The sequence below is a fragment of the Sphingorhabdus lacus genome, assembly GCF_009768975.1.
GTDB classification, from domain to species: domain Bacteria; phylum Pseudomonadota; class Alphaproteobacteria; order Sphingomonadales; family Sphingomonadaceae; genus Sphingorhabdus_B; species Sphingorhabdus_B lacus.
This window is the reverse complement of sequence record NZ_CP035733.1, coordinates 3,036,460-3,061,759: the sequence shown is the minus strand read 5'-3', so window position 1 is coordinate 3,061,759 and position 25,300 is coordinate 3,036,460. Positions and strand designations below refer to the sequence as shown.

28 protein-coding genes and 1 tRNA gene are annotated in these 25,300 nt (G+C 58.4%); 16 read left to right on the top strand and 13 right to left on the bottom strand.

The window, feature by feature from the left end; all coding sequences use genetic code 11:
* Window positions 1–7 precede the first annotated feature (7 nt).
* The 11 genes from EUU25_RS14505 to EUU25_RS14455 form a co-directional block, all read right to left on the bottom strand.
* Window positions 8–319 (bottom strand): 50S ribosomal protein L23, encoded by a 312-nt coding sequence (locus tag EUU25_RS14505; RefSeq protein ID WP_143776731.1) that lies wholly within the window; start codon window positions 317–319, stop codon window positions 8–10.
* Entirely contained in the window at window positions 312–938 is a 627-nt protein-coding gene (gene rplD, locus EUU25_RS14500) for a 50S ribosomal protein L4 (RefSeq protein WP_158902169.1), read from the bottom strand. The genes EUU25_RS14505 and rplD overlap by 8 nt, the downstream gene beginning before the upstream one ends.
* A 3-nt stretch (window positions 939–941) precedes the next feature.
* Window positions 942–1,790: a 50S ribosomal protein L3 gene (gene rplC / locus EUU25_RS14495; protein WP_158902167.1), complete on the bottom strand. Its 849-nt coding sequence runs from the start codon at window positions 1,788–1,790 to the stop codon at window positions 942–944.
* 226 nt (window positions 1,791–2,016) lie between these two features.
* Window positions 2,017–2,328, bottom strand: coding sequence for a 30S ribosomal protein S10 (gene rpsJ / locus EUU25_RS14490; RefSeq protein ID WP_022672862.1), 312 nt, complete (start codon window positions 2,326–2,328; stop codon window positions 2,017–2,019).
* Window positions 2,329–2,475: 147 nt separating this feature from the next.
* Window positions 2,476–3,666: an elongation factor Tu gene (gene tuf / locus EUU25_RS14485; RefSeq protein WP_158902165.1), complete on the bottom strand. Its 1,191-nt coding sequence runs from the start codon at window positions 3,664–3,666 to the stop codon at window positions 2,476–2,478.
* Window positions 3,667–3,756: 90 nt separating this feature from the next.
* Window positions 3,757–5,829 (bottom strand): elongation factor G, encoded by a 2,073-nt coding sequence (gene fusA / locus EUU25_RS14480; RefSeq protein WP_158902163.1) that lies wholly within the window; start codon window positions 5,827–5,829, stop codon window positions 3,757–3,759.
* A gap of 72 nt (window positions 5,830–5,901) precedes the next feature.
* Complete coding sequence (gene rpsG / locus EUU25_RS14475) at window positions 5,902–6,372, bottom strand: 30S ribosomal protein S7 (protein ID WP_143776736.1); 471 nt, start codon at window positions 6,370–6,372, stop codon at window positions 5,902–5,904.
* Window positions 6,373–6,453: 81 nt separating this feature from the next.
* Window positions 6,454–6,825: a 30S ribosomal protein S12 gene (rpsL, locus tag EUU25_RS14470; RefSeq protein ID WP_143776737.1), complete on the bottom strand. Its 372-nt coding sequence runs from the start codon at window positions 6,823–6,825 to the stop codon at window positions 6,454–6,456.
* Between the two features lie 225 nt (window positions 6,826–7,050).
* Window positions 7,051–7,575 (bottom strand): isoprenylcysteine carboxyl methyltransferase family protein, encoded by a 525-nt coding sequence (locus EUU25_RS14465; RefSeq protein ID WP_158902161.1) that lies wholly within the window; start codon window positions 7,573–7,575, stop codon window positions 7,051–7,053.
* Entirely contained in the window at window positions 7,572–8,603 is a 1,032-nt protein-coding gene (locus tag EUU25_RS14460; RefSeq protein ID WP_158902159.1) for a type III polyketide synthase, read from the bottom strand. Before EUU25_RS14460 ends, EUU25_RS14465 begins: the two co-directional genes overlap by 4 nt.
* Window positions 8,604–8,740: 137 nt before the next feature.
* Window positions 8,741–10,114: an alkaline phosphatase PhoX gene (locus EUU25_RS14455; RefSeq protein ID WP_158902156.1), complete on the bottom strand. Its 1,374-nt coding sequence runs from the start codon at window positions 10,112–10,114 to the stop codon at window positions 8,741–8,743.
* 109 nt (window positions 10,115–10,223) lie between these two features.
* On the opposite strand from EUU25_RS14455, the gene gltX reads away from it, so the two are divergent.
* The 4 genes from gltX to galK are packed head-to-tail and all read left to right on the top strand — an operon-like array spanning window position 10,224 to window position 14,599.
* The gene (gene gltX / locus EUU25_RS14450) at window positions 10,224–11,717 is read left to right on the top strand and encodes a glutamate--tRNA ligase (RefSeq protein ID WP_158902154.1); all 1,494 of its coding nucleotides are present in this window, start codon (window positions 10,224–10,226) and stop codon (window positions 11,715–11,717) included.
* 20 nt (window positions 11,718–11,737) lie between these two features.
* Entirely contained in the window at window positions 11,738–12,424 is a 687-nt protein-coding gene (ung, locus tag EUU25_RS14445) for a uracil-DNA glycosylase (protein ID WP_158902152.1), read from the top strand.
* Window positions 12,414–13,445, top strand: coding sequence for a UDP-glucose--hexose-1-phosphate uridylyltransferase (locus tag EUU25_RS14440; RefSeq protein WP_158902150.1), 1,032 nt, complete (start codon window positions 12,414–12,416; stop codon window positions 13,443–13,445). The genes ung and EUU25_RS14440 overlap by 11 nt, the downstream gene beginning before the upstream one ends.
* Window positions 13,442–14,599: a galactokinase gene (galK, locus tag EUU25_RS14435; RefSeq protein WP_222848799.1), complete on the top strand. Its 1,158-nt coding sequence runs from the start codon at window positions 13,442–13,444 to the stop codon at window positions 14,597–14,599. Before EUU25_RS14440 ends, galK begins: the two co-directional genes overlap by 4 nt.
* A 6-nt stretch (window positions 14,600–14,605) precedes the next feature.
* Here the strand turns inward: galK and EUU25_RS14430 are convergent.
* Together EUU25_RS14430 and EUU25_RS14425 are read right to left on the bottom strand one after the other, a co-directional pair.
* Window positions 14,606–14,681: transfer RNA gene (locus EUU25_RS14430), tRNA-Thr, on the bottom strand.
* Window positions 14,682–14,813: 132 nt separating this feature from the next.
* Window positions 14,814–15,626, bottom strand: a complete 813-nt coding sequence (locus EUU25_RS14425) for a flagellin N-terminal helical domain-containing protein (RefSeq protein WP_158902148.1) — start codon at window positions 15,624–15,626, stop codon at window positions 14,814–14,816.
* Between the two features lie 224 nt (window positions 15,627–15,850).
* On the opposite strand from EUU25_RS14425, the gene fliE reads away from it, so the two are divergent.
* Genes fliE through fliP form a run of 12 tightly spaced genes read left to right on the top strand, consistent with a single transcriptional unit; the run spans window position 15,851 to window position 25,300 of the window.
* Window positions 15,851–16,186: a flagellar hook-basal body complex protein FliE gene (fliE, locus tag EUU25_RS14420; protein WP_158902146.1), complete on the top strand. Its 336-nt coding sequence runs from the start codon at window positions 15,851–15,853 to the stop codon at window positions 16,184–16,186.
* Window positions 16,187–16,189: 3 nt separating this feature from the next.
* Window positions 16,190–17,839, top strand: a complete 1,650-nt coding sequence (gene fliF / locus EUU25_RS14415; RefSeq protein ID WP_158902144.1) for a flagellar basal-body MS-ring/collar protein FliF — start codon at window positions 16,190–16,192, stop codon at window positions 17,837–17,839.
* On the top strand, window positions 17,832–18,875 hold the full coding sequence (locus EUU25_RS14410; protein WP_158902142.1) for a flagellar motor switch protein FliG: 1,044 nt from the start codon (window positions 17,832–17,834) through the stop codon (window positions 18,873–18,875). The genes fliF and EUU25_RS14410 overlap by 8 nt, the downstream gene beginning before the upstream one ends.
* Complete coding sequence (locus EUU25_RS14405) at window positions 18,868–19,428, top strand: FliH/SctL family protein (protein WP_158902140.1); 561 nt, start codon at window positions 18,868–18,870, stop codon at window positions 19,426–19,428. Before EUU25_RS14410 ends, EUU25_RS14405 begins: the two co-directional genes overlap by 8 nt.
* On the top strand, window positions 19,425–20,756 hold the full coding sequence (locus EUU25_RS14400; protein ID WP_158902138.1) for a FliI/YscN family ATPase: 1,332 nt from the start codon (window positions 19,425–19,427) through the stop codon (window positions 20,754–20,756). Before EUU25_RS14405 ends, EUU25_RS14400 begins: the two co-directional genes overlap by 4 nt.
* On the top strand, window positions 20,753–21,181 hold the full coding sequence (locus EUU25_RS14395; protein ID WP_158902136.1) for a hypothetical protein: 429 nt from the start codon (window positions 20,753–20,755) through the stop codon (window positions 21,179–21,181). The genes EUU25_RS14400 and EUU25_RS14395 overlap by 4 nt, the downstream gene beginning before the upstream one ends.
* Window positions 21,178–22,467 (top strand): flagellar hook-length control protein FliK, encoded by a 1,290-nt coding sequence (locus EUU25_RS14390; protein WP_158902134.1) that lies wholly within the window; start codon window positions 21,178–21,180, stop codon window positions 22,465–22,467. Before EUU25_RS14395 ends, EUU25_RS14390 begins: the two co-directional genes overlap by 4 nt.
* 15 nt (window positions 22,468–22,482) lie before the next feature.
* A complete protein-coding gene (locus EUU25_RS14385) occupies window positions 22,483–23,088 on the top strand; it encodes a flagellar basal body-associated FliL family protein (RefSeq protein ID WP_158902132.1) in 606 nt (201 codons plus the stop codon).
* A complete protein-coding gene (locus EUU25_RS14380; protein ID WP_158902130.1) occupies window positions 23,085–23,963 on the top strand; it encodes a FliM/FliN family flagellar motor switch protein in 879 nt (292 codons plus the stop codon). Before EUU25_RS14385 ends, EUU25_RS14380 begins: the two co-directional genes overlap by 4 nt.
* Window positions 23,960–24,286 (top strand): flagellar motor switch protein FliN, encoded by a 327-nt coding sequence (fliN, locus tag EUU25_RS14375; RefSeq protein ID WP_158902128.1) that lies wholly within the window; start codon window positions 23,960–23,962, stop codon window positions 24,284–24,286. The genes EUU25_RS14380 and fliN overlap by 4 nt, the downstream gene beginning before the upstream one ends.
* Complete coding sequence (locus EUU25_RS14370; protein ID WP_158902126.1) at window positions 24,283–24,546, top strand: FliO/MopB family protein; 264 nt, start codon at window positions 24,283–24,285, stop codon at window positions 24,544–24,546. Before fliN ends, EUU25_RS14370 begins: the two co-directional genes overlap by 4 nt.
* A gap of 1 nt (window position 24,547) precedes the next feature.
* Complete coding sequence (gene fliP, locus EUU25_RS14365) at window positions 24,548–25,300, top strand: flagellar type III secretion system pore protein FliP (RefSeq protein ID WP_158902124.1); 753 nt, start codon at window positions 24,548–24,550, stop codon at window positions 25,298–25,300.

Below are 25,300 nucleotides of genomic sequence, written 5' to 3'. Positions count from 1 at the left end.
CCTGCCCTTAAATTCCGGTGGTCACGTCGATGCTCTGGCCTTCAGCCAAAGTAACGATCGCTTTTTTGACGTCCGAACGCGTGTAGGGCTTGCCCTTCCAGCGCTTGGTCTTGCCTTTTTGCACCAGCGTGTTGACGTTCAGAACCTTGACGTCGAACAAGGCTTCAACAGCTGCCTTGATCTGCGGCTTGGTCGAGTTGCCGTTCACCTTGAAAACAACGGCGTTGTTTTCGGAGAGCAGCGTCGCCTTTTCGGTGATGTGCGGGGCAACGATCACGTCGTAATGACGTACGTCGATTGCTTCTTTTGACTTAGCCATTGAACCGTGCCTCCAGCTTTTCAACCGCAGCGCGGGTCAGAACCAGCGTTTCATGCTTCAGAATGTCATACACATTCGCGCCAACCGCAGGCATCACATTGATGCCGACCAGATTGGCAGAAGCCATGCGGAAATTGTCATTGACGGTATCACCGTCGATTACCAGCGTGGTCTTGCCGAAGCCGAGCTTGCCAACCTGACCCTTGAGAGCAGCTGTCTTGGCTGCCTTCAGGTCGAGATCTTCCAGAACGATCAATGTGCCGGCCTTGGCTTTGCTCGAAAGCGCCATTTTGAGGCCGAGGCTACGGATCTTCTTGTTCAGCGACGGGTTGAAGTCACGCAAACGGGCACCATGGGCCTTACCACCACCGATGAAGATCGGAGCAGCGCGGTCACCGTGACGGGCAGTACCGCCACCCTTTTGGTTGCCGAATTTCTTGCCGGTGCGGGCAACGTCCGAACGCTCACGCGTTGGGCGGGCCGTTCCGCGGGCCTTCTCACGCTGCCAGGTGACAACGCGATGCAGAATGTCTGCGCGCGGCTCAATGCCGAACACATCATCATTCAGATCGATGTCGCCCTTAGCTTTGGCGTCGAGGGTTTGAACCTTGAGCTTCATGGCTTAGCCCTCCTTCTTTTCTTCGCCGGCATCGGCAGCAGGTGCTTCGTCAGCAGCAGCTTCGACGGCGGGAGCAGCTTCAGCGGCAGGCGCTTCAGCTTCTACAGCGGGAGTGTCGGCAACGACTTCTTCGGTGGCGACGACGATTTCTTCTTCCACGACGGGAGCTTCATTGTCGTTCTTCAGGGCACCAGGGAATGGAGCCGCTTCCGGGGTCGGAACCTTGACAGCATCACGAACAAGCAACCAGCCGTTCTTCGCACCGGGCACAGAACCCTTAACGAAGATCAGGCCGCGCGCTACGTCAGTGCGGACAACTTCCAGATTTTGCTGGGTGCGTTGACGGTCGCCCATGTGGCCGGCCATCTTCTTGTTCTTGAAAACCTTACCCGGATCCTGACGGTTACCCGTCGAACCGTGGGCACGGTGGGTGATCGACACACCGTGCGATGCACGCATACCACCGAAACCCCAACGCTTCATGGCACCGGCGAAGCCTTTACCCTGCGTGTGGCCGGTGATGTCGACCAGCTGACCATCAACAAAATGGTTGGCAGAAAGTGATGCGCCAACAGGCAGAAGGCCGTCAGCATTTTCAACGCGGAATTCGGCAACGCGAGCCTTGGGCTCGACCTGTGCCTTGGCGAATTCGCCACGTTGCGGTTTGTTTACATTTTTCGCTTTACGGGCGCCGGCACCAAGGCGAACAGCAAAATAGCCGTCCTTCTCTTCGTTGCGGGCTCCAACCACTTGGCAGCCTTCCAGCGCCAAAACGGTCACAGGTACGTGACGGCCGTCTTCATTGAAGAGGCGCATCATACCCATCTTTTTCGCGATCACGCCAGTGCGCATGATCCATACTCCAACTTATGTCAGAGGCCCGGCTGGCAGGATTGCCAGGAGGGCGTGACGCCTAAATCCAGCCCTGAATTTTGAAGCATGCCCCGTCCGGGCTAGGCACCGATGGCTCAATTTGAGAACCATTCGGTAAGACGGGGAACGCGGCCCGGGCAAATCCTTGGAGGATTCTCCGGCGGTATTCCTAATGTCTCACTCCGCAAAATGCGGAGATATCGGCTTACGCCAATTTGATTTCGACATTCACACCGGCAGCAAGGTCGAGCTTCATCAAAGCATCAACGGTCTGCGGCGTGGGTTGCACAATGTCGAGCAACCGCTTGTAGGTACGAACTTCGAACTGCTCGCGCGACTTTTTGTCAACGTGAGGTCCACGGTTCACCGTGAACTTTTCGATACGGGTAGGAAGTGGAATAGGTCCACGGATGAGCGCGCCGGTGCGGCGTGCGGTGTCTGCGATATCGCCTGTGGCCTGATCGAGGACGCGATGGTCAAATGCTTTCAGACGGATGCGAATATTCTGCGTTTCCATGGGTTCACCAAATTCCAAATTCTATCAATATCAAAGAGCCGAAAAACAGCATGTCCGACTTGCCTTTTGGAAGCCGGAGCAGCTGTTTTGAATTTCTAAAAACCGGCCCGCCCGAATCAAAGACTCGGGCGGGATGCGCGGCCTATATTACTTAGAGATTGCGCTGACAACCCCTGAACCGACAGTACGGCCACCTTCGCGAATTGCGAAGCGGAGACCTGGGTCCATAGCGATTGGTGCAATCAGCTTAACCGAGATGGTTACGTTGTCGCCTGGCATAACCATTTCCGTGCCTTCAGGAAGGATCACTTCGCCGGTTACGTCGGTGGTGCGGAAGTAGAATTGCGGACGGTAGTTCGCAAAGAACGGCGTGTGACGGCCGCCTTCATCCTTCGAAAGCACGTAGATTTCTGCCGAGAACTCGGTGTGCGGCGTAACCGAACCGGGCTTGCAGAGAACCTGACCACGCTCAACTTCTTCACGGCCTACGCCACGAACCAGTGCACCGATGTTGTCGCCAGCTTCACCCTGATCGAGCAGCTTGCGGAACATTTCAACGCCGGTAACGGTGGTCTTCTTGGTGTCCTTGATGCCGACGATTTCGACTTCTTCACCAACCTTGACGATTCCGGTTTCAACGCGGCCGGTCACAACAGTACCACGACCCGAGATCGAGAACACGTCTTCAACTGGCATCAGGAAGGGCTTGTCGACAGGACGCTCAGGCTGCGGGATGTAGCTGTCAACGGCAGCCATCAGAGCAAGGATCGATTCCTTACCGATGTTGTCGTCACGGCCTTCGAGAGCGGCCAGAGCCGAACCCTTAACGATTGGAATATCGTCGCCTGGGAAATCATAGCTCGAGAGAAGCTCGCGAACTTCCATTTCAACCAGTTCGAGAATTTCTTCGTCGTCAACCTGGTCAACCTTGTTCATGTAAACAACAAGCGAAGGCACGCCAACCTGGCGGGCAAGCAGGATGTGCTCGCGGGTCTGCGGCATGGGGCCGTCAGCAGCGTTCACAACGAGGATCGCGCCGTCCATCTGGGCAGCACCGGTGATCATGTTCTTAACATAGTCAGCGTGGCCTGGGCAGTCGACGTGCGCATAGTGACGGTTGGTGGTTTCATATTCGACGTGTGCGGTCGAAATCGTGATACCACGCTCGCGCTCTTCAGGAGCCTTGTCGATGTTGGCGAAGTCAACAGCGGTACCGCCGGTGGTTTCTGCCAATACCTTGGTGATCGCTGCGGTCAGCGTGGTCTTGCCATGGTCAACGTGACCGATGGTGCCGATGTTGCAATGCGGTTTCGTCCGCTCAAATTTAGCCTTTGCCATTTTTTCAAACCTTCTTTCGAATAGGGTATAATGTGACCAGTTGGGACGCGCCTGCTGAATCAGGCGCCGCCCTTAATCTTGTTTTGCCTATCAGGCAAGCTTCTCCTTGATTTCCGCTGCAACGTTCGACGGAACTTCATCATAATGATTGAAGAACATCGAATAGTTGGCACGTCCTTGTGTGAACGAGCGGAGCTGGTTCACATAACCGAACATGTTGGCCAGCGGCACCATGGCCTCGACTACCTGTGCGTTGCCGCGGCTGTCGGTGCCCTGAATTTGGCCACGACGTGAATTCATGTCGCCGATAACATCGCCCAGATATTCTTCCGGAGAAACAACTTCAACCTTCATGATCGGCTCGAGCAGCTTGATGCCTGCCTTCTGTGCCGCTTCACGCATGCCGGCACGACCGGCAATTTCGAATGCCAGCGCCGACGAGTCGACGTCATGGTAGGCACCGTCATAAAGGGTGATTTCGAAGTCGATGATCGGGAAGCCGATGAGCGAACCGGATTCTGCCGTTTCGCGCATGCCCTTTTCGACCGAGGGGATATATTCCTTGGGAATGTTACCGCCCTTGACTTCGTCCTTGAAGGTGATGCCCGTGCCACGCTCACCGGGCTTAACGGTGAACTTGATGCGGCCGAACTGACCCGAACCACCCGACTGCTTTTTGTGCGTGTAGTCGATATCGACTTCGCGCGCCAAATATTCGCGGTAGGCCACCTGAGGTGCGCCGACATTGGCTTCCACCTTGAATTCGCGACGCATACGGTCAACGATGATGTCGAGGTGAAGTTCGCCCATGCCCTTGATGATCGTCTGACCCGATTCATGGTCGGTCGATACGCGGAACGAGGGATCTTCAGCCGACAGACGGTTGAGCGCGATGCCCATCTTTTCCTGGTCAGCCTTGGTCTTGGGTTCCACCGACAGTTCGATAACCGGCTCAGGGAATTCCATACGTTCCAGAACGATCGGGAAGCGTTCGGCGCACAGCGTGTCACCGGTGGTCGTTTCCTTCATACCGGCAAGCGCGATGATGTCGCCTGCAAATGCCTCGTCAATGTCCTTACGTTCATTGGCGTGCATTTCGAGCATGCGGCCGACTTTTTCCTTCTTGTCCTTCACCGAGTTCAAATAGGTGCCCTTGGTCAGGGTGCCCGAATAGATACGGATGAAGGTCAGCGAACCGACGAACGGGTCGTTCATGACCTTGAAAGCGAGTGCCGAGAAAGGCGCTTCGTCCGTAGGCGGACGGCTGTCCTTCTCGTCGCTGTCCATCTTCACGCCCTGAACATCAGGAATGTCGAGCGGCGAAGGCAGATAGTCGACAACAGCGTCGAGCAAAGGCTGAACGCCCTTGTTCTTGAACGCCGAACCGCAGCAAACGGGCACGAACGACTGGTTCAGCGTCCCCTTGCGGATCAGCTTCTTCATGGTCGCAACGTCAGGCTCATTGCCATCGAGATAGGCTTCCATGGCGTCGTCGTCTTGCTCGACGATCAGTTCGATCAGTTCGTTGCGATATTTCGCAGCTTCGTCGGCGAGGTCGGCGGGGATATCTTCGTAGAAGAATTCTGCGCCCAGGCTTTCATCCTTCCAGATGATCGCACGGTTTTCAACGAGGTCGACAAGACCCTTCAGATCCGACTCAAGGCCGATCGGAATGTAGAGAACCGCAGGCTTCGCACCCAGACGATCGATGATCGACTGCACGCAATATTTGAAGTTCGCGCCGGTCCGGTCGAGCTTGTTGATGAAGCACATGCGCGGAACGCCATATTTGTCAGCCTGACGCCATACGGTTTCCGATTGCGGCTCCACACCGGCAACGCCGTCGAAGCAAGCAACCGCACCGTCGAGCACGCGCAGCGAACGTTCGACTTCAATGGTGAAGTCAACGTGGCCGGGGGTGTCGATGATGTTGATGCGGTGATCGTTCCAGAAGCAGGTCGTCGCAGCAGAGGTGATGGTGATACCACGCTCCTGTTCCTGCTCCATCCAGTCCATGGTGGCCGCACCATCGTGCACTTCACCGATCTTGTACGACTTGCCGGTGTAGTAAAGGATACGCTCGGTGGTCGTGGTCTTACCGGCGTCGATATGCGCCATAATACCGATATTGCGATACATATTGAGTGGATGGCTGCGTGCCATGGTCTTTACTCCGAAGTGTGGGCCGCCAATACGGTCCTGTTTAGTTTCCCAGCGTTGCGAACCCGCTGATTATTACCAGCGGTAGTGCGCGAATGCACGGTTGGCTTCGGCCATACGGTGCGTATCTTCCCGTTTTTTGACAGCATTGCCGCGGTTCGACGCAGCATCCATCAATTCGCCGGAAAGACGAGCAGCCATGGTGGTTTCGCTGCGGTTACGCGCAGCGCCGATCAACCAGCGGATAGCCAAAGCCTGCGCACGCTCGGGACGAACTTCGCAAGGCACCTGATAGGTGGCACCACCAACGCGGCGGCTACGGACTTCGATACCGGGCTTTACGTTGTCCAGTGCTTCATGGAAGGTCTGCAGCGGATCTTTCTTCGCGCGTGCTTCAACGGTTTCCAGGGCACCATAAACGATACGCTCTGCTGCGGACTTCTTACCGTCCAGCATCAGGTTGTTCATGAATTTCGAAAGCACGATATCACCGAATTTGGGATCGGGAAGAATGATGCGCTTTTCGGGACGACGACGACGTGACATATTAAATTTCCTTTGTCTCTTTGGACCGCCTGGCTGCGCAGTTGCGCGCCACACCGATCCGCCAATGGGAAGCGGTTCGAATTACTTCGGACGCTTTGCACCATATTTGGAACGCGATTGCTTGCGGTCCTTGACACCCTGCGTATCGAGTACGCCGCGAAGAACGTGGTAACGCACACCGGGAAGGTCGCGTACGCGGCCGCCGCGGATCAGCACAACGCTATGCTCTTGCAGGTTGTGGCCTTCGCCAGGGATGTAGGAAATAACCTCGCGCTGGTTGGTCAGACGAATCTTCGCAACTTTACGCAAAGCCGAGTTCGGCTTTTTCGGGGTCGTCGTGTACACGCGGGTGCAAACGCCGCGCTTCTGTGGATTTTGGTCCATCGCAGGGACCTTGGACTTGGTCTTCTGCGGTGTCCGGCCCTTGCGGACCAGCTGGTTAATCGTTGGCATATCTTCACCTTAAAATAAGCGGTTACTTTATGCAGCAAGGCGTTGTTGCGGTGGAGGCGCAGCCTTTTACCCACCCGACCTGTCACATAATGTGCTAGCTAAATTGAGTTTTCACGACCCATGCGAGAATCACACTCATAGTATCGCGAAGGCGCGCCATTAGCGCCGGACTGGCTGTGGGTCAAGGTTCAAGAAAATAATTGCAATTGAAACCTTCGGACCGCGTCATCCCCCATCCGATTGCCGTTCCGACAACACCGCTTCCTCGATCCGGATCCGCCACCACAATAGCGCGGCGTTCAGGACCGAAAAGGTGACCGCCATCGCCGGCGCGCCGAGCAACAGCGGGACTAGCGCGATTTCAACGACGACCAGCGCGTAATTGGGGTGCTTGATAAAGCGGTAGGGTCCTTTTTTGACCCTTGGAAAATGCGGCGCGCTGATGATGCGGGTGGTCCACCAGCGGCCAATGCTCGCCAAGGTCCAGAAGCGGAAGGTCTGGCTGGCGATGAAGGCGTTCAAAAGAAGAAGGTCAGGCTGCGCCGACGGCACGGCAAACAGCGCAATCGAAATCAGCCATCCGCTGTGGAGCACGATGAACAGTGGATAATGGTCCCGCCCATGTTCGCGGCCGCCCTCGCTCAGCAAACGGCGGGTATTGGCGTTGGCATAGGCAAGCTCGGCCAGCCGCTGCACGATGACATAGGCCAGAACGATCTGCGCCCAGAATGGCCAGTCGAGCGGCGTCATGGCCTCAACACGCCCATTGCGCCGACGAAACCCGGGCCAAGCGCGGTCATCAGCATGGGTTTGGAAATCGGCCCCTTGGCCAGCACCTGCTCCAGCACGAACAGCACCGTGGGCGAGCTCATATTGCCATTGTTGCGCAGAACCGCGCGGGTCTCTGCCAGATCATCTTCCAGATATTCCGCCAAGGCATCGACGACGCGGCCGCCACCGGGGTGGCAGGCAGATTCGCCGAGATCGGCCTTCGCCAGAGACTGTTTTTCCAGAAAGGCGTCACAGACCGGTGCGAAATCGCTGTTCACAAAGGACGGGATATTGCGGGCGAGCACCAGATCGAAGCCCGTCTCGCCAATTTCCCAGCCCATCATGTCCAGCGTTTCGGGCCAGATATGGCTGGCAAAGGCCGACAGCTCCGGTCCCTCGCCCGACCCCACAACCGCCGCCGCGCAGCCGTCGGCGAACAGGGCCAGCGCGACCATGTCTTTCTTGTCCATGCGGCTATGGTCATAGGCAATGCTGCACAGTTCCAGGCTGACCAGAAGGACGGGCTTTTCGGGCGACGCACGGAACAGGTCGGCGGCCACGCCAAGGCCAATGGCCCCGCCTGCACAGCCATAACCGAACAGCGGGACGCAGCGTGTATCAGGCGCAAAGCCCATGGCCGCGATCATCCGGCTCGGCAGGCTGGGCGTCATTGTGCCGGTGGTCGACACAAACACAATTTGCCCGATATCCGCAGGGGAAAGTCCCGCGCGGTCAAGCGCAATCTTCGCCGCATCCTGAAACATCCGAGCAGCAGCGTCTTCATAGACCTGCGCCCGTCCCGACCAGGACCGTTCGCTAAAATAATATTCCGGCGGCATGGCGATGTGGCGCCGTTCGATCCCGGTATTACCAAGGATATCCGCCAGGCGGGCCGGCAATGCCTTGCCTTTGTCCTTTGCCAATATTTCAAGAACCTGTTGCTGGGTGAGCAGATGATCAGGCAGCGCCGTGCCAATGGCGCGAAGACGGGGGGAGAGGTGCGACATATTGTTCAACCGATACACAGGGCCAATGGAAAGAGCCAATCATTATATAGCAAAGATCGGAATAAACATAGTGCTGCGATGTTTGGGTAGAAAACAAGGTTTGGGGACTGTCCATCTAGGGACCGTCCCTAACACCCCTACCCCCGCACTTTGTGCCAAGGCCCCCGGATCGCCAGCGTCATCGTCGGCGCGTAGAAGTTCACAAACATTGTCGATCCGTCGGGCGAAAAACAGGCGCCGGCGAATTCGGTCTGCACGCGGCTGCGGGCGAAGACATAGGCTTTGCCATCGGGCGTAATGCCGCGCAGGTGGTTGTCGGCAATGTCGGTATACTGGTCTTCGCAGACCATCAGATGCCCGTTCGGCATGACGCACAGATTGTCGCCATAATTATAGGCTGCGGCGTCCTGCGATTCATAAAAAAGCTCGATCCGCCCAGGCGCATCGGATTCGCCGGGAAAGCCTTCATTGACCGCAGGCACATAACGGAAAATCTGGCCCAGCTTCTTCGCGCCGCCGTCGGTGCAGGCAAAGTAGAGCTCGCCCTTGCCCCACCAGATGCCTTCACCACGCGCAAACAAGGTCGCCCCCAGCGCATGGCCGCGCAGCCGCAAATCATCATCCGGACTTTCCGGATTGTCGAGCGCGACCCAGTTGGCGCGCAGAGGCTTGCCACGTTGCACGGCGGCCTCTGTCCAGTTCCGGCTATCCTTGATCCCGGTTTCGGCCAAGGCCAGCGCCTCCAACCGGCCACCCTTGGCAAGTTCCCCGCAGACATTGGGGATGAAGCGGTAGAGCAGGCTGTCGTCCCGATCCTCGGTCAGATAAACAATGCCGGTGCGCGGGTCGACGCAGGCGGCTTCATGGTTGAAACGCCCCATCTCCTTCAATGGCACGGGATCGACCAGGCCCTTATGGGTCGACGGCACTTCAAAGACATAGCCATGGTCCTTGCCCACGCCCTGTCCTGCGCGCGTGACATTTTCCTCGCAAGTCAACCAGCTTCCCCATGGCGTAATACCCCCGGCACAGTTGCGGATCGTCCCCGACAGGCTGAGCCATTCGGCTTCTTTCCGTCCGGACTTGAGGTCATATATCAGCGTCGTCGTCCCGCCGGGAAGCGGCATGCCGCCTGCGTCCGCCATCCGGTCATAGGTCAAAAAGTCACTGCCGACTTTACCCGGAATCGGACCAAAGCGCAGATCGCGCGGGCTGAGTTCATGGTTGCGGACGAGCGCCACCTTGTTCTTGCCCGCGGCAAAGGCGCCCATTCCGTCCCCGGCATTGGGAACGACAAATCCGTCGTCCATCAAATTGCCGAAACGTGAAATCACCTGATAGGAAAAGCCTTTGGGCAGATCGATCAGATTGTCGGGGTCGGGCAATAAGGCGCCATAGCCTAACACTTCGCTGCGTGCCGTAGGCGGCATCTGGGCAAGCGAACGTTGCGCAAGACCCGCAAAAGCGAGACTGCCCAGACCGAAATTGAAACTGCGACGGCTAAATTGCATGACATAACCTCTTGGTTGAGCTTTGCTCCATGCTATTCGTTGCGAAAGATGACAAGCGTGTTGCACCTTGTTAGAGCGCGGCACAATTTAGATTGAAAGCACATTTTCCATGACCGTTCGTACGCGCGTTGCGCCCTCCCCCACCGGTGATCCCCATGTCGGCACAGCCTATATTGCGCTGATAAATTATTGCTTTGCCAAAAAGCATGGCGGCGAATTTCTGCTGCGCATCGAGGATACCGATCAGGCACGCTCTACGCTGCAATCGGAAAAGATGATCCTGGATTCGCTGCGCTGGCTGGGTCTGAGCTGGGATGAAGGTCCTGACGTCGGCGGTCCGCACGGACCCTATCGCCAATCGGAACGCAGCGCGATCTACACCGAACATTGCGACCGGCTGCTGGCCGACGGCCATGCGTTCAAATGCTATTGCACATCGGAAAAGCTGACCGCGATGCGGCGGCACCAGATCGCCGCCAAGCAGCCGCCGAAATATGACGGCACCTGCCTGTCGCTCACCGATGCCGACCGCGCCAAGCTGGATGCCGAAGGCGTCAGCCATGTCGTCCGCATGAAAATCCCGACCGAAGGGAAATGCGTCGTGCAAGATACGCTGCGCGGCGAAATCGAATTTGAATATGCTGTCGTCGATATGCAGGTCCTGATGAAGTCGGACGGCTTGCCGACCTACCATCTGGCCAATGTCGTCGATGACCATCTGATGGGCATCACCCATGTGATGCGCGGCGAAGAATGGATATCGTCGGCGCCCAAGCATCTGCTGCTTTATCAATATTTCGGTTGGGAACCGCCGGTGCTGACGCACCTTCCCCTGTTGCGCAATGCCGACAAGTCGAAATTGTCGAAACGCAAGAACCCGACTTCGATCCTGTTTTACCAGCGCGCCGGTTATTTGCCGCAGGCGATGCAGAATTTCCTTGGCCTGTTCATCAAGAGCGCGAGCGAAGAGGATGAGAAAACCAGCCTGCAGGAACTGATCGACGGTTTTGACGTCCACAATATCTCGCTTGGCGGACCGGTGTTCGACACGTCCAAGCTGGACTGGCTCAATGGCCGCTATCTGCGCGAAGAACTGGATGTTGGACAGTTTCTCGACGCGGTAAAGGCGTGGGCACTGAACGACGCCTATCTGACGCCAATTGCCGAAATGGCGCAGGCGCGGATCACCAAATTATCGGATCTGGGAAGCCTGACGGGCATGTTCTTCATGAACCGCATCGACGGCCTGACCGCCGACGCCTTGCGCGATGGTGTGAAGATTGACCAGGACCAGCAGCGCGCGGCCTATACGCTGGCGCTGCAGCAATTTGACGGCCTGATCGAATGGAACAAGGAAGGTGTCGAAACCACCTTGCGCCGCACCGCCGAAGTGCTGGAAACCAAGCTGAAGGATGTGATCCGGCCGATGTATATCGCCATCACCGGCCAACCGCAGGGCGTGCCGCTGTTCGATGCCATCGTCCATCTGGGCCGCGACATCATCCGCGAACGCCTGCGCCACGCGATGGAGCTTTTGGGTCCGGCGAGCAAAAAAGAGGTCGAAGCTTGGGCGGGGTTGTTGACGGCAGAAAAGACAGATTGAGATTGGGGTCAGGACAACACATGCCTGACATCCAACTGCATGAAAGCTGGAAAGCGCCGCTTTTGCCCGAATTTTCTTCGGACTATATGGCGGCGCTCCGGCAGTTTCTCGTTGCCGAAAAGGCAGCCGGCAAGACCATCTACCCCAAGGGCAGCGAATGGTTTCGCGCGCTGGACCTCACGCCGCTCGACAAGGTGCGGGTGGTCATCCTTGGGCAGGATCCCTATCATGGTCCGGATCAGGCGCATGGCCTGTGCTTCAGTGTGAAGCCTGGTGTCCGCCCGCCGCCCAGCCTGTTGAACATCTATAAGGAACTGGAAAGCGATCTGGGCCTGACCCGGCCAAAGCACGGCTTTCTGGAACATTGGGCGCGGCAGGGTGTGTTGCTGCTGAACAGTGTCCTGACCGTCGAAATGGCAAAAGCTGCATCGCACAGCCAAAAGGGGTGGGAGCGTTTTACCGACGCGGTCATCCGGCTGGTCAATGCCAAACCCGATCCGGTCGTGTTCCTCCTGTGGGGCAGCTATGCGCAGAAGAAAGCGGCCTTTGTCGACAGTTCGCGGCACCTTGTTTTGAAGGCTGCGCATCCTTCGCCCTTGTCGGCCTATAACGGCTTTCTGGGGTGCCGCCATTTTTCGCAAACCAATGCCTTTCTGGAAAAGCACGGACAACCCCCCATAGACTGGAGCCTGCCTGATGTCGTTTGATGACCAGCCGCACCGGCGGTTCAATCCGCTCAAAGGGCAATGGGTGCTCGTCTCCCCGCACCGCGCCAAGCGGCCCTGGCAAGGGCAGCAGGACGAGCCGGACAATAGCGTGCGCCCCGCCTATGACGCCGGATGCTATCTGTGCCCCGGCAATGAACGCGTCGGCGGGGTGGCCAATCCGGACTATGCCGATGTGTTTGTGTTCGACAATGACTTCGCGGCGCTGATGCCGGGTGAGGATGCTGCGCAAACGGCAAGCAATCCTCTGTTTCAGGCCGCGCCCGCAAACGGGACTTGCCGCGTGATCTGTTTCTCGCCCGACCATGGCAAAAGCCTGCCCGAACTGCCTGTGACCGCGATCCGCCGCGTCGTGGACGTCTGGGCCGCGCAGGAGGAGGAACTGGCGAAAACCCACGCCTATGTGCAGATATTCGAGAATAAGGGTGCGATGATGGGCTGCTCAAGCCCGCATCCCCATGGTCAGGTCTGGGCGACAAGCTACGTCCCCGCCGAACCTGTGCAGGAAGATAATACGCAAAAGCAATGGTTTAGAGATAGTGGGACATCGATGCTACTGGCCTATGCCGAGGCTGAACGCGCCGACGGCAGCCGCACCGTCGCCGCCAACGCCCATTGGCTGGCGGTCGTCCCCTATTGGGCAAGCTGGCCCTATGAGGTCCTCCTCCTCCCCCTCTTTGCCGCCCCCGGCTTCGGACGGGTCAACAACGAACAGCGGGACGCCCTTGCCGATATCCTGAAAGCCATCACCACGGCCTATGACAATCTGTTCCAGACCAGTTTCCCCTATTCCATGGGCTGGCACGGTGCCCCGTCGGCGGAACGGGACGCAGCCCATTGGCAAATGCACGCCCATTTCTACCCGCCGCTTCTCCGCTCGGCCAGTGTCCGCAAATTCATGGTCGGCTATGAAATGCTCGCCGAGGCGCAACGCGATCTGACCCCCGAAACGGCAGCAGCGCATCTGCGCGCCCAAAGCCCCGTCCATTACCGGAGCGCATGATGACACAAGTCGACAAGGATCTGCACCATCGGGTTACGGCAGCTTTCGAACAGCATTTTGGGCAGCAGCCCGCACATGTCATCCGCGCGCCGGGGCGGGTCAATCTGATCGGGGAGCATACCGACTATAATGACGGCTTCGTCTTGCCCTGCGCCATCGGCCCGTCAACTATGGTGGCGATTAGCGGCCGCAACGATGGACAGGTCCACGTCCTCGCCACCGACTTCGACGACGCGACCGACCTGTTTGACCTCAAGGATATCCGCTCCTCGGCGCATGGCTGGGCCAATTATGTGCGCGGCATGGTTGATGCCGTTCAAAAGGCGGAGTTTGAGCTTCAGGGTGCGAACCTCGCCATTGCGGGTAATATCCCCAAAGGCGCGGGCCTGTCGTCCTCTGCATCGCTAGAAGTTGCCGTCGGACAGGCCATGCTCGCGCTCAGCGGAACGGACATCGACCGCACCAAGCTCGCGCAAATTGCGCAAGCCGCAGAGTGCGATTTTGTCGGCACCAAATGCGGCATCATGGACCAGCTTATTTCGGCACAAGGCAAGGCGGGCCATGCGCTGTTAATTGATTGCCGCAGCCTCAGCCTGACCGATGCGCCCGTCCCTGCCGAACTCGCCATCATGATTGTGCACTCCGGCGTCAGCCGGGGTCTGGTCGAAGGACATTATAACGAACGCCGCCGCCAGTGCGAAGCCGCCGCAAAGGCCATGGGCGTGGCCGCCCTGCGCGATGCCGACATGGCGATGCTGGCGGCAGCAAAACTTGACCCCGTCACGCACAGCCGCGCACGCCATGTGATCAGCGAAAACCAGCGCACGGTCGAGGCGGCGTCCGCCTTGGAAAAGGGCGATCTGCAAAGGCTCGGGACCCTAATGGCCGAAAGCCATCAATCGATGCGCGACGATTTCGAAATTACAGTGCCGGCGATAGACCGCTTGGTCGATGTCCTGCAAAAGGCGATAGGGAATGAAGGCGGCGCCCGCATGACCGGCGGCGGATTTGGCGGCGCGTGCGTTGCTGTGATGCCCGCATCGCGAATCCCGGACGTAAGGGCTGCCGTCGAACGCGGCTACCAGACGCCCGAGGGCGCCAAGCCAATGATCATGGTGGAAACCGCCGGACCCGGCGTGCGCGTGATGGACTGAAAGCTATGGTGCCGCCTATAGGATTCGAACCTACGACCCCCGCATTACGAATGCGATGCTCTACCAACTGAGCTAAGGCGGCGATGGCTGTGTGGCCAAGGCGGCCCGCATAGACATGTGTTCGGGTGAATTCAAGCCTCCATTGTGCACAAGAAAAACCCCGGTGGCACGCCACCGGGGTAGTTTGTTTTGCTAGTTACGTCCCGAGGGCTTATTAACGCAGCAGGTTCAATACGCCCTGCTGGCTCTGGTTGGCCTGTGCCAACATCGCGGTCGATGCCTGGCTCAGGATCTGTGCAGATGCGAGCTTGGTCGATTCTGCCGAGAAGTCAGCGTCCTGGATACGCGATTTCGATTCCGTCAAATTGGTGGCGGTCGATGTCAAATTGTTGACAGTCGCGTCGAGACGGTTCTGAACGGCACCGATTTCAGCACGCTGCGTAGCAACAGTGTCAATCGCGGTGTCGAGCAGGTTCAGCGCGGTACCGGCACCAGCAGCGGTCGACAGGTCGACAGCACCGATACCCAAACCAGCAGCCGTCATGGCGACCAGGTCGATATCAACGGTTTCACCGCTTTCAACACCGGTCTGGATGCTGATGGTTTTCGCGGCGTCGATCAGGACAGTGCCGTTGAAGTCGGTACGCGAGGTGATGTCACCGATCTGGGCAACCAGTGCGTCAGCTTCAGCGTCGATGGCGGTACGGTCAGATGCAGCGGCCGTGCCGTTGGCAGACTGAACGGCCAGTTCACGCATACGCAGCAGGATGTTCGAGATTTCGCCCATCGCGCCTTCAGCGGTCTGTGCGAGCGAAATACCGTCATTTGCGTTACGAACGGCCTGGTTCAGGCCGCGTACCTTGGCTTCCATACGGGTCGAAATGGCAAGGCCAGCTGCGTCGTCTTTAGCAGCGTTAATGCGCTTGCCGCTCGACAGACGCTCCATTGCCTGGCCCAGGTCACGGTTGGCCATACGCGAAGCATTCTGAGCGCGAAGTGCGCTAACATTTGTGTTGATTACGGTCATGATAATTCCTTTTGCTGTCTCTCAAATGGGGCAGCCCGATTGGATGAGCAGCCACGCAAAGCAGTAACGGCTTAACCTCCCGCACCTTTAACCTTAACTTGTCGGAATATTGGCGGATGGTTGACCCAAGCCGCTCAAAACCGCGCAATCCCTAGCTTTTCCCAAATTGGCACGAGCATTGCTTATATACCCGCAAAGGCAATTCCGCCTTCGGACCAAAGCATATGTCGACCATTGACCAGAGCCGGTTGCTGCAAATGCGCTCCACCATATTGAGCCAAAACGGCGCGCTTCAACGTGCCGCTGGACGGGGTGTGGATACGGGAGAAACCGTCGCCAACGCCCCTTTCGCCAAAACCATGACCGATGCGCTGCAGATGGTGAATGCGCAGCAGGCCAAGGCGAGCGACCTGTCCGCCGCCTATGAGCGGGGCGATACCCACGACATCGTTTCCGTGATGGTGGAACGGCAAAAGGCCTCCATCGGCTTCGAAGCGACCATGCAAGTCCGCAACAAATTGCTGTCCGCCTACCGCGACATCATGAACATGCCGGTATAATCCATGGCCGAGAACCAGATACTTTCTGCAGATGCCGTACCCGCGGGTGGACAGATGACCCGCTTTGCAACCCCCGCTTCGACGGGCGGCTTTGGCGCATTGCGCGACATCGCCAGCCAGCCCGCCGTACGCAAGGCGCTGCCCGCGCTCGCCCTGACCGGCGCGATTGGCATTGCCGCCATTTCCTATTTTGCCCTGAGCACCCCTGCACAGGCACCGCTTTTCCAGGGTCTGGCGGAAGGTGACAAGGCTGCTGTCGCCGATGCGCTTCAAGCATCGGGCATCGACTATACCCTCGACGCGGGGACCGGCGCGCTATCTGTTGATGCCGGGAAAGTGCACGAGGCACGGATGCTGCTGGCGGGCCAAGGTCTGCCCAAAGCGATGCCCTCAGGCGACGCCGTTATCGCGTCCTTGCCCATGGGCTCAAGCCGCGCGGTCGAAGGTGAAACCCTGCGCGGGGCGCGCGAAGCCGATTTGGCGCGTACGATCGAGGCTATTGATGCTGTAAAGACCGCGCGGGTCCATCTGGCGATGCCCGAACCCAGCGTCTTCGTCCGCGAAGCGCGCGAGCCTGCAGCTTCGGTGATGCTGACCCTGCAACAGGGCCGCAGCCTTTCCGAAGCACAGGTCCGCGCAATCCGCCATCTGGTCGCGTCGTCGGTTCCAGGCCTCGCCGCCGATTCCGTATCCGTCATTGACCAGAGCGGCGCGCTGATTTCATCGCCTACGGGCAATGCCGATCAGGAAATGTTCCAGCTGCAGATGCAGATGGAAGAGCGTTACCGGCAGGCCGTCATCACGCTTTTGACCCCCATTGTGGGCGCCGGGAATTTCTCGGTTGAGGTAAGCGCCGACGTCGATCCCAGCGAAACGCAGTCGACCCGCGAGACCTATCCAAAGGACGACCGGGCGCTGCGTAGCGAAGAGGGCAACAAGAGCACGCAAAATGCAACCACGCAGGGCGCCGCAGGTATTCCCGGTGCTTTGTCGAACCAACCACCACCTGCAAGCCAGCTCGCCAACACGCCTCCGGGACAAACCACGCCGCCCGCCAATGGGGAAACGCAAAGCGAAGAGACCTATACCCGCAACTTCGATGTGGGCCGGGAAATCGCCGTGACGCATCAACCCCAGGGCAATCTGCGCCGTCTTTCGGTCGCCGTGGCGCTGCGCGATGTCAAAGGACAGAAAAAGCCCGCCGCTGCGGATGTCGCCGCATTGGAAGCATTGGTGAAGGGTGCTGTCGGTTTCAGCGCCCAGCGCGGCGACGTTGTGGCCATTTCGTCGCGTCCATTCGCCGAAAACCCCGAAGCCGTCGTCAATTTCTGGGATGAGCCATGGTTCTTCCCCTTGGTGCAGCAGGTCGGCGCCGTGCTCGCCGCGCTGCTCGCCTTCCTCTTTATCGGCCGTCCCATGATCAAGGCCGTGAAGGCCAGAGCCGCCGATGCCAAGGAACAGGCTGAAGTCGAACAGAAGCTGCTCGCCGCCACCGGTCAGTCACGCGGCCCTGCCCCGGTCACCATTGAAATGATCGAAGCCGCGCCAAGCTATGAAGCGCGCGCAAATCTCGTTCGTTCATTCATCCGCCAAGATCCCGAGCGCGCCGCCCTGGTCGTGCGCCAGATGATCCAGGAGCGGGCGAATGGATGAAGATCTGGACATCGCTGAATCGCCCTTGGGTGCGCCAGCTGTTCCATCGATCAGCGGCGAGCTTTCGGCAGCCATCTTGATGATGCTGCTGGAAGACGACGACGCAACCGCCATCTTGCAACATCTTGCCCCCGACGAAGTCAAAGCACTTGGCAAGGGCATGTTCGAAGCATCGAGCGCCAACGAAAATGATGTCGAGCGCGCGCTGGAAACTTTTGTCTCCAGCAATCGCGACCTTTCGGCACTGGCCGTCGGCGCCCCTGTCCGTATCCGTGAAATGATGCACAAGGCCTTGGGCAATGTGCGCGCCGGCAACATCCTGTCCGAAATCGAACCCCAGTCCAGCGCCCCATCGCTCGACATTTTGCGCTGGATGGATGTCGCGTCCATCTCGGAACTGGTTTCCTCGGAACATCCCCAGGTCGCCGCCGTCATCCTGTCGGTGCTGACACCTGAAGTGTCCGCCCAGGCAATTGCCGCGCTGGACGAACCGACACAGACCGATCTTTTGTTCCGCTCCGCCAATCTCTCCTCCATCTCTGCGGATGCGATTGAAGATCTCGAAGCGATCCTGATCAACTATACCAGCCGGAAGGCACATGCCCCCGATGTCGCGCTGGGCGGACGCAATGAAGTCGCGCGTATCGTCAAGAATCTCCCGCGCCCGACCGCCGAAAAATTGCTTCGCGCATTGCGCAAGAAAGATCGCCTGCTCGCAGATGCCATCGAAGAAGAAATGTTTGTCTTCGACGATCTGGCCGCTCTGGATGCCAAGACGCTGGGCACGATCCTGCGCAATGTCGACTCCGAACAGATCGGACTTGCGGTCAAGGGTGCCAGCGAACTGCTGGGCGAGAAGATGCTCAGCACGCTTTCGGCCCGTGCCGCCCAGACCATCCGCGACGATATTGCGGACATGGGTCAGGTCAAGCGCACCGATGTGGAAGCGGCGCAAAAGGCTGTTATCGCGGTTGCGCGCCAGATGGCCGCATCGGGCGAAATCCAGATGGGCGGAAAGGGCGACGATTATGTCTGATAGCCCAAAACGCGTATCGCTGCTGGCGGCCACCGCACGGGGTACAGGTTTTCGAACCAGCGCCATCCGCACCACAACGCCGCAAGCCGAAAAACGGCCGGATGAATATGCCCGGGGTCTTGCCGATGGGCAGCAAATGGCAGAAGCCGCGTTCGACGCAGAACGCACGGCTTTTCAAAAGCTGCTCGCCAACGCCCAGGCATTCCAAAGCGAGGCTGGTCCCGAACTCTCGCTGCTTTTACGCGAAACCGTTGTCCGTCTTGTCGGCCAGATCACCGATGGCGTGACCATCGACGAAGACCTGTTGAACAAACAGATTGCGCGTGCGGTCGATATCATCACCGAAGCCGATGAAGCGCGGCATATTCTTCTGCACCCCGACGACGCCGCATTGGTCGGAAAAACCGTTGGAAAACTTGCCGTGCGCAGCGATCCGAGCTTGAGCCGCGCCACGATCCGCATCGAATGTTCGCAAGGCTGGATCGAACATGGCGTCGCACTCGGCATCGAACGGCTGCGCGAAGCGCTGCATTGCGAAGGGATGGCCGCATGACCGCCCGCCTTGCCGAAGCCGCCCGCGCCATATTCCAATCGCTCAACCTTGAAGCGGCCACGCCCCGGCGTGTCGGCTCCTTGACCGCATGCAAAGGCCAGTTTCTCGAAGCCGCCGCCTTCCCCTATCCCGTCGGCACCGCCGTCCGGATTTCGCAGACCGATGGTGGATTTGTGACCGGTGAGGTCGTTGGCTTTCGGGGCAACAAAAGCATCATCCAGCCATTCTCCCAGCGTCTTTCGGTTGCGACGGGCGCAAGGGTCGTTCCGTGCGGTCGTCACGACCACATCGCCTGCGGTGACGGATTGCTTGGTCGCATCATCGATGCGCAAGGCGTACCGCTGGATGGCCGCCCCCTGACCGGATGCCATGAAAGCTGGCCGATCTCCGGTGTCGCCTCCAGCCCGCTGGTGCGCGGACGTATTACCCGTCCTATTGATTGTGGTGTCCGCGCCATCAACGGCCTTTTGACCATTGGCGAAGGCCAGCGCGTCGCCGTTATCGCCGGTTCGGGCGTCGGCAAGTCCGTCCTGATGGGCCAGATCCTCGAAGGCATTGATGCCGATGTGATTGTAACCGGCCTGATCGGCGAACGCGCACGCGAAGTGAGCGATTTCATTGAAACCAAACTGACCCCGCGCATTGCCGCCAAATCCGTTGTCGTCGCTGTTGCTGCAGATCATTCACCCCTGTTGCGCTTGCGTGCCGCCATGCGGGCAACGGCCATTGCCGAATATTTCCGGTCGCAGGGCAAGAAAGTGCTGTTGTTGATCGACAGCCTGACCCGCGTTGCGCATGCGCAGCGTGAAATCGGTCTGGCTTTGGGTGAACCGCCCACGATGAAGGGCTATACGCCTTCCTCGCTCGCGCTCATTCCGCAATTGGTCGAACGCGCCGGTATCGACAGCCGCACAGGTGGCTCCATTACCGCAATCTATACTGTTCTTGCCGATGGTGGTGATCTGGAAGATCCCATCGTCGATGCCGCACGCGCCATTGTCGACGGCCATATCATCCTGTCGCGGACCCTCGCCGAAAACGGCCTGTTCCCCGCAATTGATGTCGCCCGTTCGCTGTCCCGCATCATGCCCGACATCGTCGATGCCGAGCATATGGCGGCTGCCGCCCACTTCCGCCAATTATGGTCAACGCATGAGCAAAACCGCGACCTACTTCTGATGGGTGCCTACACGGCCGGAAATGACGCAGTTCTGGATGATGCCATCGCCATGCACGGCGACATGCTGAATTATGTCGGACAGCCCATGCGCAGCTCCATTGGATTTGACGCATCGCGCGCCGCCCTTCTGGAAGGGTTCGGCATATGACCCAGAATGTTGACCGCCGCGCCCGTATCGTCCGCGTTCGCACAGCCGAAAGCCGGATTGCGCAGATGGAACTTGCGAAAGCCAAGGGCAGCGCGAACCAGATCCGGTCGATCGTTGATCGCATCGTTGCGCTCAACAATGAAAATGTGGCGACCTCTGGTACGACCGACGGGATGGCCCTTGCGGCGATCGCCGAAACACGTGTCCGCCTCGACACCGCACTGCGTGCCACGTCCGTGCCGCTGGAACAGGCAATGCAGCGCGTTCAGCGCCAGCAGAAAAACAGCATCCACACCGAACTACGCGAACAGGGCGCCCGACGTCTGCTTGAAAAGGCCGAGGTGGAGCGCGCCAAACATAATGAACGGAAGGCCGCACATGCACGCTGCCATCCTGGCACCGGTACCAAAGGGGAAGACATATGAATCTCGCGTCCGTCCTGAACATCAGCGCGCCAGCTGGTGCCACAATCCAGAACGCCAATGCTGTCGAAGGCGGCCTTGGTTTCGATGCGCTGATGGAAACGGCATCAACGCCGGTCGCCACAGCGCCAATGCCAGCGCAAGCGCCGAAAGCAGACGTGTCACCGCACTTGAAGGGCTCGGTTGACGCCCCCATCAAAACACCCGACACCAGTGCGGTCGTGGCGTTGAAGCCGCCCGTCATGGCGGTGATCGCTGCGCCCAAGACCGTTGCCGTTCCCGGTTTGGAACCAGAGCCCGCTCAGCCTGTCGCACCGCCTCAACCGACAATAGACGCGCCGCCCGCCGTTCGGGATCTTGCCTTGCGTGCTGCTCCCAACGTCCCGGAAGATGGCCCGGCGGATGTTGAAAGGCCTCGCACTGCCGAGCCCGGGAAAGGCAAGGCTCCCGTCATGCGGGATATTCAGCAGCTCAAAAAGCTTGTCGCCGTGCCCGTATCGAAAGAGCTCACCACGAAGATCGAGGCTGGTGAAGAGGAACAGGGCGAGCTCGAAAATGCGGCACTGCCTGCTGATGCAACAGCCGAAATGGGTCCCAAAATCCAGTTCGCTCAGACTCCGCAGGTCACGGCACCCGTCGCCCAGCCCGTCGACGCTTTCTTTAAGCGCGACACAGCCGCCGACCGCAACCGGCTTGAAATCGGGACCGAGGCCCAAAATGCGTCCGACGCTTCAGCCAAATCGACAACGCTCCTCAAAACGGTGCCCGTCGAAACATCTGTCCAGGCATTTACATTGCCAACGCCAACGGTGGTTTCGGCCACGTCGATGACGGCGCCCATATTCGGTGGTCCCGAAAACTTCACCACCCACCAACTGGATATGGCCCGCGACGGCCAATGGATTGACCAGCTCGCCCGCGACATTGTCGCCGTTGCCGGACAAGACGGGAAATTGCGCTTCGGTCTTTCGCCAAGCAACCTTGGCCAGTTGGAAGTTTCGGTCGAAACGCAGCAGGATGGTGTAAACATCCACATGCAGGCCAGCACCGAAGCCGCCGCACGCATCTTTGCGGCAGAGCAGCCCAAATTGGTCGAAGAATTACGCCAGTCCGGTGTCCGGGTAACGAACAGCGACCTGCTCGGCGGACAGCAGATGCAGGGTCAACGCGATCAGTCACGTCCCCAAAATTCGGCAGGCCACACTTCGACCGACCTGACATCCAACCTCGTTTCCCAACGCACCTCCCCAGATAACCAGAATACGTCGCCCAATGGGCGTTTTGCATAAGAAGGACCCGAAGAGATGAGCAAGACCAAAGAAAAAGCAGAAGGTAAGGGCGGCAAAAGCAAAAAAATGCTGCTGATCGGCGTCGGCGCTACGTTGCTGACGGCTGGCGGCGCTGCTGGCGGCATGTACCTGTCTGGCGGTGTAACCGGTAAGGAAGCCGAAGAGGACCCACACCGGCCAAAACTGGTCGAACGCAGTGAAGAGCCGGCCGAAGCCCCCGCCGAAGGCGAAGAGGGTAAGGTCGTGCTGAAAGAAGGCACTGTTTCGGTAAAGAACGATAAGCAGAAGGTGGATCCGAAAAAGTTCGAGGTAACCTATATCGCGCTCGAGCAAAGCTTCACCGCCAACCTCGCCGACGGCGCCGGGTTCGTTCAACTCGGGATCAGCCTTGCCACCTATTATGACGGCAAGGTCGTGCAAAATGTCGAGCGGCAGGCGGTTCCCATTCGCTCGGCCGTACTCATGGTCTTGTCGCAACAGGATGCCGCCGTATTGTCTACCCCCCAGGGCAAGCAAATGCTTCAACGCGATCTGACCCACGCCATTAATGATGTGCTTCGTCAGAAAGAAGGCTTTGGCGGTATCGACAATGTCTACTTCACCAACCTGGTGATCCAGTGACGGCAGCAACTCCCCAGACAGCGCATCTCATGCGCAGTGCCAATGAATCGGCCGAGCTGACACAGCTTGAGCCCATGGCGCAGCGCATTGCACAGGTCATGCAGCAGTTGCTGGCCAGCTTTACAAAGGGCGCATTCTCTATTTCGGCGGGTACGGCAAATGCCGCGCGCTATCCGGAATGGCGGATTGCGCAAAATCCTTTCGGCGCCGTATTGCGCTATCGCCTTCCGAAGCGCGGCGATGAAATGCTTGTTCATCTGCCTGGGTTCCTCGTCTGTCAGATCGTTGATGTCTATTATGGTGGCAGCGGAAATGTGCAGGCTCGCGGTGAATTTTCTGCAGCAGAGATGCGCTTCATCGATGGCTTTGGATCGCAATTGGCACCGCTGCTAAAGGCGGAAATAGACCCGGATCAGGGATCGGTTGTCGAATATAGCGGGGCTGAAATCGATCTTCTGCAGTTGAACTGGCCCAGATCGCGTGATGCCATTGTCGTGCAATCCTTCTTCGCCGAGAGCGAAAAGGTCAAGCCAGCTCCAGTAGGGCTGATCCTGACAACCGATACTGTGCGTCTTCTGGAAAACCGTCGCAGCGCCGACGAAAATCCGGAAGGCCCGACCGATGCAGCGTGGAGCGAGCGTGTCCGCTCGGCCGCCATGCGCGTCAAATTTCCGGCACGTACCGTGCTGACCCATTGCAATGTGCCGTTCAGCAAGATGCTGACGCTCGCGCCCGGCGACATTTTACCGCTGTTGCTGCCGGCACAGGTTCCGCTGATCGTTGCCGGCCGTGTTTTTGCGCGTGGCACATTGGGCGAATCCAATGGCCGTGCCGCTTTAATGATTGAGAATATAGAAAAGGAAATGGACCAATGAGTGATATGACCGAAGCCCCAAGCATGAGCGCCGTTGCCGGAGCAATGAGCATGGGCGATAATATGGATTTGCTTGCCGGCATATCGTTACGGATTTCCGTCGAGGTCGGGTCTGCATCGATGACCCTGTCCGAACTTCTGCGCCTGGGTGAAGGCAGCGTGGTTGAGCTCGACCGTCAAGCAAATGATTTTCTTGATATATTTGCCAATGGCACGCTCATCGCGCGCGGTGAAATTGTCGATGTCGACGGCCGCTATGGTATCCGCGTCGTCGACGTAGTCGCCGCCGACCGCCGTCTCGCAGGATTGGAGCGCCGGTCATGATCTTTGAATATCTTCTCCGCCTCTTTCTCGTCGTCCCGCTGATCGGGGGTCTGGCCTGGGGCTCGCTGTGGCTTTGGAAGCGGCTTCAACTCGGCTTACCCGTAAAGCCCGACACCAACCGTCCGGTGCGGGTTGTCGATGCCGTGACATTAGGAACGAACGGCAAGTTGCTGGTCGTGGAATTTAACGGTGATACGCTTCTTTTAGGGGTATCACGCAACGGCATAAGCAGATTGGCATCGAATTTGCATAGCGAGTAGCATGCGTAAACTCATACTAATCTTCATTGTCGGCTTCGCGCTTTTTTCAAGCGATGCGGCCTTTGCTACATCCACGGGCGCAGGGCTAGAAAAAGCCCTGCAAACCGTCTCTGGCGATGGCCGTCCGCTGTCCCTGTCGCTGCAAATATTGCTGCTGATGGGCCTGCTGACGGTTTTGCCGTCTCTTATCCTCATGATGACGAGTTTCACACGCATCATCATTGTGCTGTCAATTTTACGACAGGCTTTGGGATTGCAGCAAACGCCGCCCAACCAGGTTCTGGTGGGGCTGGCCCTGTTCCTCAGCATTTTCGTGATGCAGCCCGTTTTCACCACGATCAATACGCAGGCGTTGGAACCCTATGGACGGGACGAGGTGACCTTTGAACAGGCGCTGTCCACGTCTGCCGGCGCGATGCATGGCTTTATGATCAAGCAGACACGCAAGTCCGACCTCGCCTTATTCAGCGGCATCGCGAAGGCGGGGAAATTTGCAAAGCCGTCGGACGTCCCCTTTTCCATTCTCTTGCCGGCCTTTGTGACCAGCGAACTGAAAACCGCGTTCCAGATCGGCTTCATGATATTCTTGCCCTTCCTGATAATCGACCTGATCGTCGCCTCGGCGCTGATGTCCCTGGGTATGGTGATGCTGTCCCCGACGATCATTTCCATGCCGTTCAAGCTACTCCTGTTCGTCCTCGTAGACGGCTGGGCGCTGACCATGGGATCACTCGCAAGTTCGTTTGTAAGTTAA

Bases quoted from the DNA above. Each gene is read 5' to 3' on its own strand.
- EUU25_RS14505 (WP_143776731.1), bottom strand. From the start codon at position 319: ATGGCTAAGTCAAAAGAAGCAATCGACGTACGTCATTACGACGTGATC.
- rplD (WP_158902169.1), bottom strand. From the start codon at position 938: ATGAAGCTCAAGGTTCAAACCCTCGACGCCAAAGCTAAGGGCGACATC.
- rplC (WP_158902167.1), bottom strand. From the start codon at position 1,790: ATGCGCACTGGCGTGATCGCGAAAAAGATGGGTATGATGCGCCTCTTC.
- rpsJ (WP_022672862.1), bottom strand. From the start codon at position 2,328: ATGGAAACGCAGAATATTCGCATCCGTCTGAAAGCATTTGACCATCGC.
- tuf (WP_158902165.1), bottom strand. From the start codon at position 3,666: ATGGCAAAGGCTAAATTTGAGCGGACGAAACCGCATTGCAACATCGGC.
- fusA (WP_158902163.1), bottom strand. From the start codon at position 5,829: ATGGCACGCAGCCATCCACTCAATATGTATCGCAATATCGGTATTATG.
- rpsG (WP_143776736.1), bottom strand. From the start codon at position 6,372: ATGTCACGTCGTCGTCGTCCCGAAAAGCGCATCATTCTTCCCGATCCC.
- rpsL (WP_143776737.1), bottom strand. From the start codon at position 6,825: ATGCCAACGATTAACCAGCTGGTCCGCAAGGGCCGGACACCGCAGAAG.
- EUU25_RS14465 (WP_158902161.1), bottom strand. From the start codon at position 7,575: ATGACGCCGCTCGACTGGCCATTCTGGGCGCAGATCGTTCTGGCCTAT.
- EUU25_RS14460 (WP_158902159.1), bottom strand. From the start codon at position 8,603: ATGTCGCACCTCTCCCCCCGTCTTCGCGCCATTGGCACGGCGCTGCCT.
- EUU25_RS14455 (WP_158902156.1), bottom strand. From the start codon at position 10,114: ATGCAATTTAGCCGTCGCAGTTTCAATTTCGGTCTGGGCAGTCTCGCT.
- gltX (WP_158902154.1), top strand. From the start codon at position 10,224: ATGACCGTTCGTACGCGCGTTGCGCCCTCCCCCACCGGTGATCCCCAT.
- ung (WP_158902152.1), top strand. From the start codon at position 11,738: ATGCCTGACATCCAACTGCATGAAAGCTGGAAAGCGCCGCTTTTGCCC.
- EUU25_RS14440 (WP_158902150.1), top strand. From the start codon at position 12,414: ATGTCGTTTGATGACCAGCCGCACCGGCGGTTCAATCCGCTCAAAGGG.
- galK (WP_222848799.1), top strand. From the start codon at position 13,442: ATGATGACACAAGTCGACAAGGATCTGCACCATCGGGTTACGGCAGCT.
- EUU25_RS14425 (WP_158902148.1), bottom strand. From the start codon at position 15,626: ATGACCGTAATCAACACAAATGTTAGCGCACTTCGCGCTCAGAATGCT.
- fliE (WP_158902146.1), top strand. From the start codon at position 15,851: ATGTCGACCATTGACCAGAGCCGGTTGCTGCAAATGCGCTCCACCATA.
- fliF (WP_158902144.1), top strand. From the start codon at position 16,190: ATGGCCGAGAACCAGATACTTTCTGCAGATGCCGTACCCGCGGGTGGA.
- EUU25_RS14410 (WP_158902142.1), top strand. From the start codon at position 17,832: ATGGATGAAGATCTGGACATCGCTGAATCGCCCTTGGGTGCGCCAGCT.
- EUU25_RS14405 (WP_158902140.1), top strand. From the start codon at position 18,868: ATGTCTGATAGCCCAAAACGCGTATCGCTGCTGGCGGCCACCGCACGG.
- EUU25_RS14400 (WP_158902138.1), top strand. From the start codon at position 19,425: ATGACCGCCCGCCTTGCCGAAGCCGCCCGCGCCATATTCCAATCGCTC.
- EUU25_RS14395 (WP_158902136.1), top strand. From the start codon at position 20,753: ATGACCCAGAATGTTGACCGCCGCGCCCGTATCGTCCGCGTTCGCACA.
- EUU25_RS14390 (WP_158902134.1), top strand. From the start codon at position 21,178: ATGAATCTCGCGTCCGTCCTGAACATCAGCGCGCCAGCTGGTGCCACA.
- EUU25_RS14385 (WP_158902132.1), top strand. From the start codon at position 22,483: ATGAGCAAGACCAAAGAAAAAGCAGAAGGTAAGGGCGGCAAAAGCAAA.
- fliN (WP_158902128.1), top strand. From the start codon at position 23,960: ATGAGTGATATGACCGAAGCCCCAAGCATGAGCGCCGTTGCCGGAGCA.
- EUU25_RS14370 (WP_158902126.1), top strand. From the start codon at position 24,283: ATGATCTTTGAATATCTTCTCCGCCTCTTTCTCGTCGTCCCGCTGATC.
- fliP (WP_158902124.1), top strand. From the start codon at position 24,548: ATGCGTAAACTCATACTAATCTTCATTGTCGGCTTCGCGCTTTTTTCA.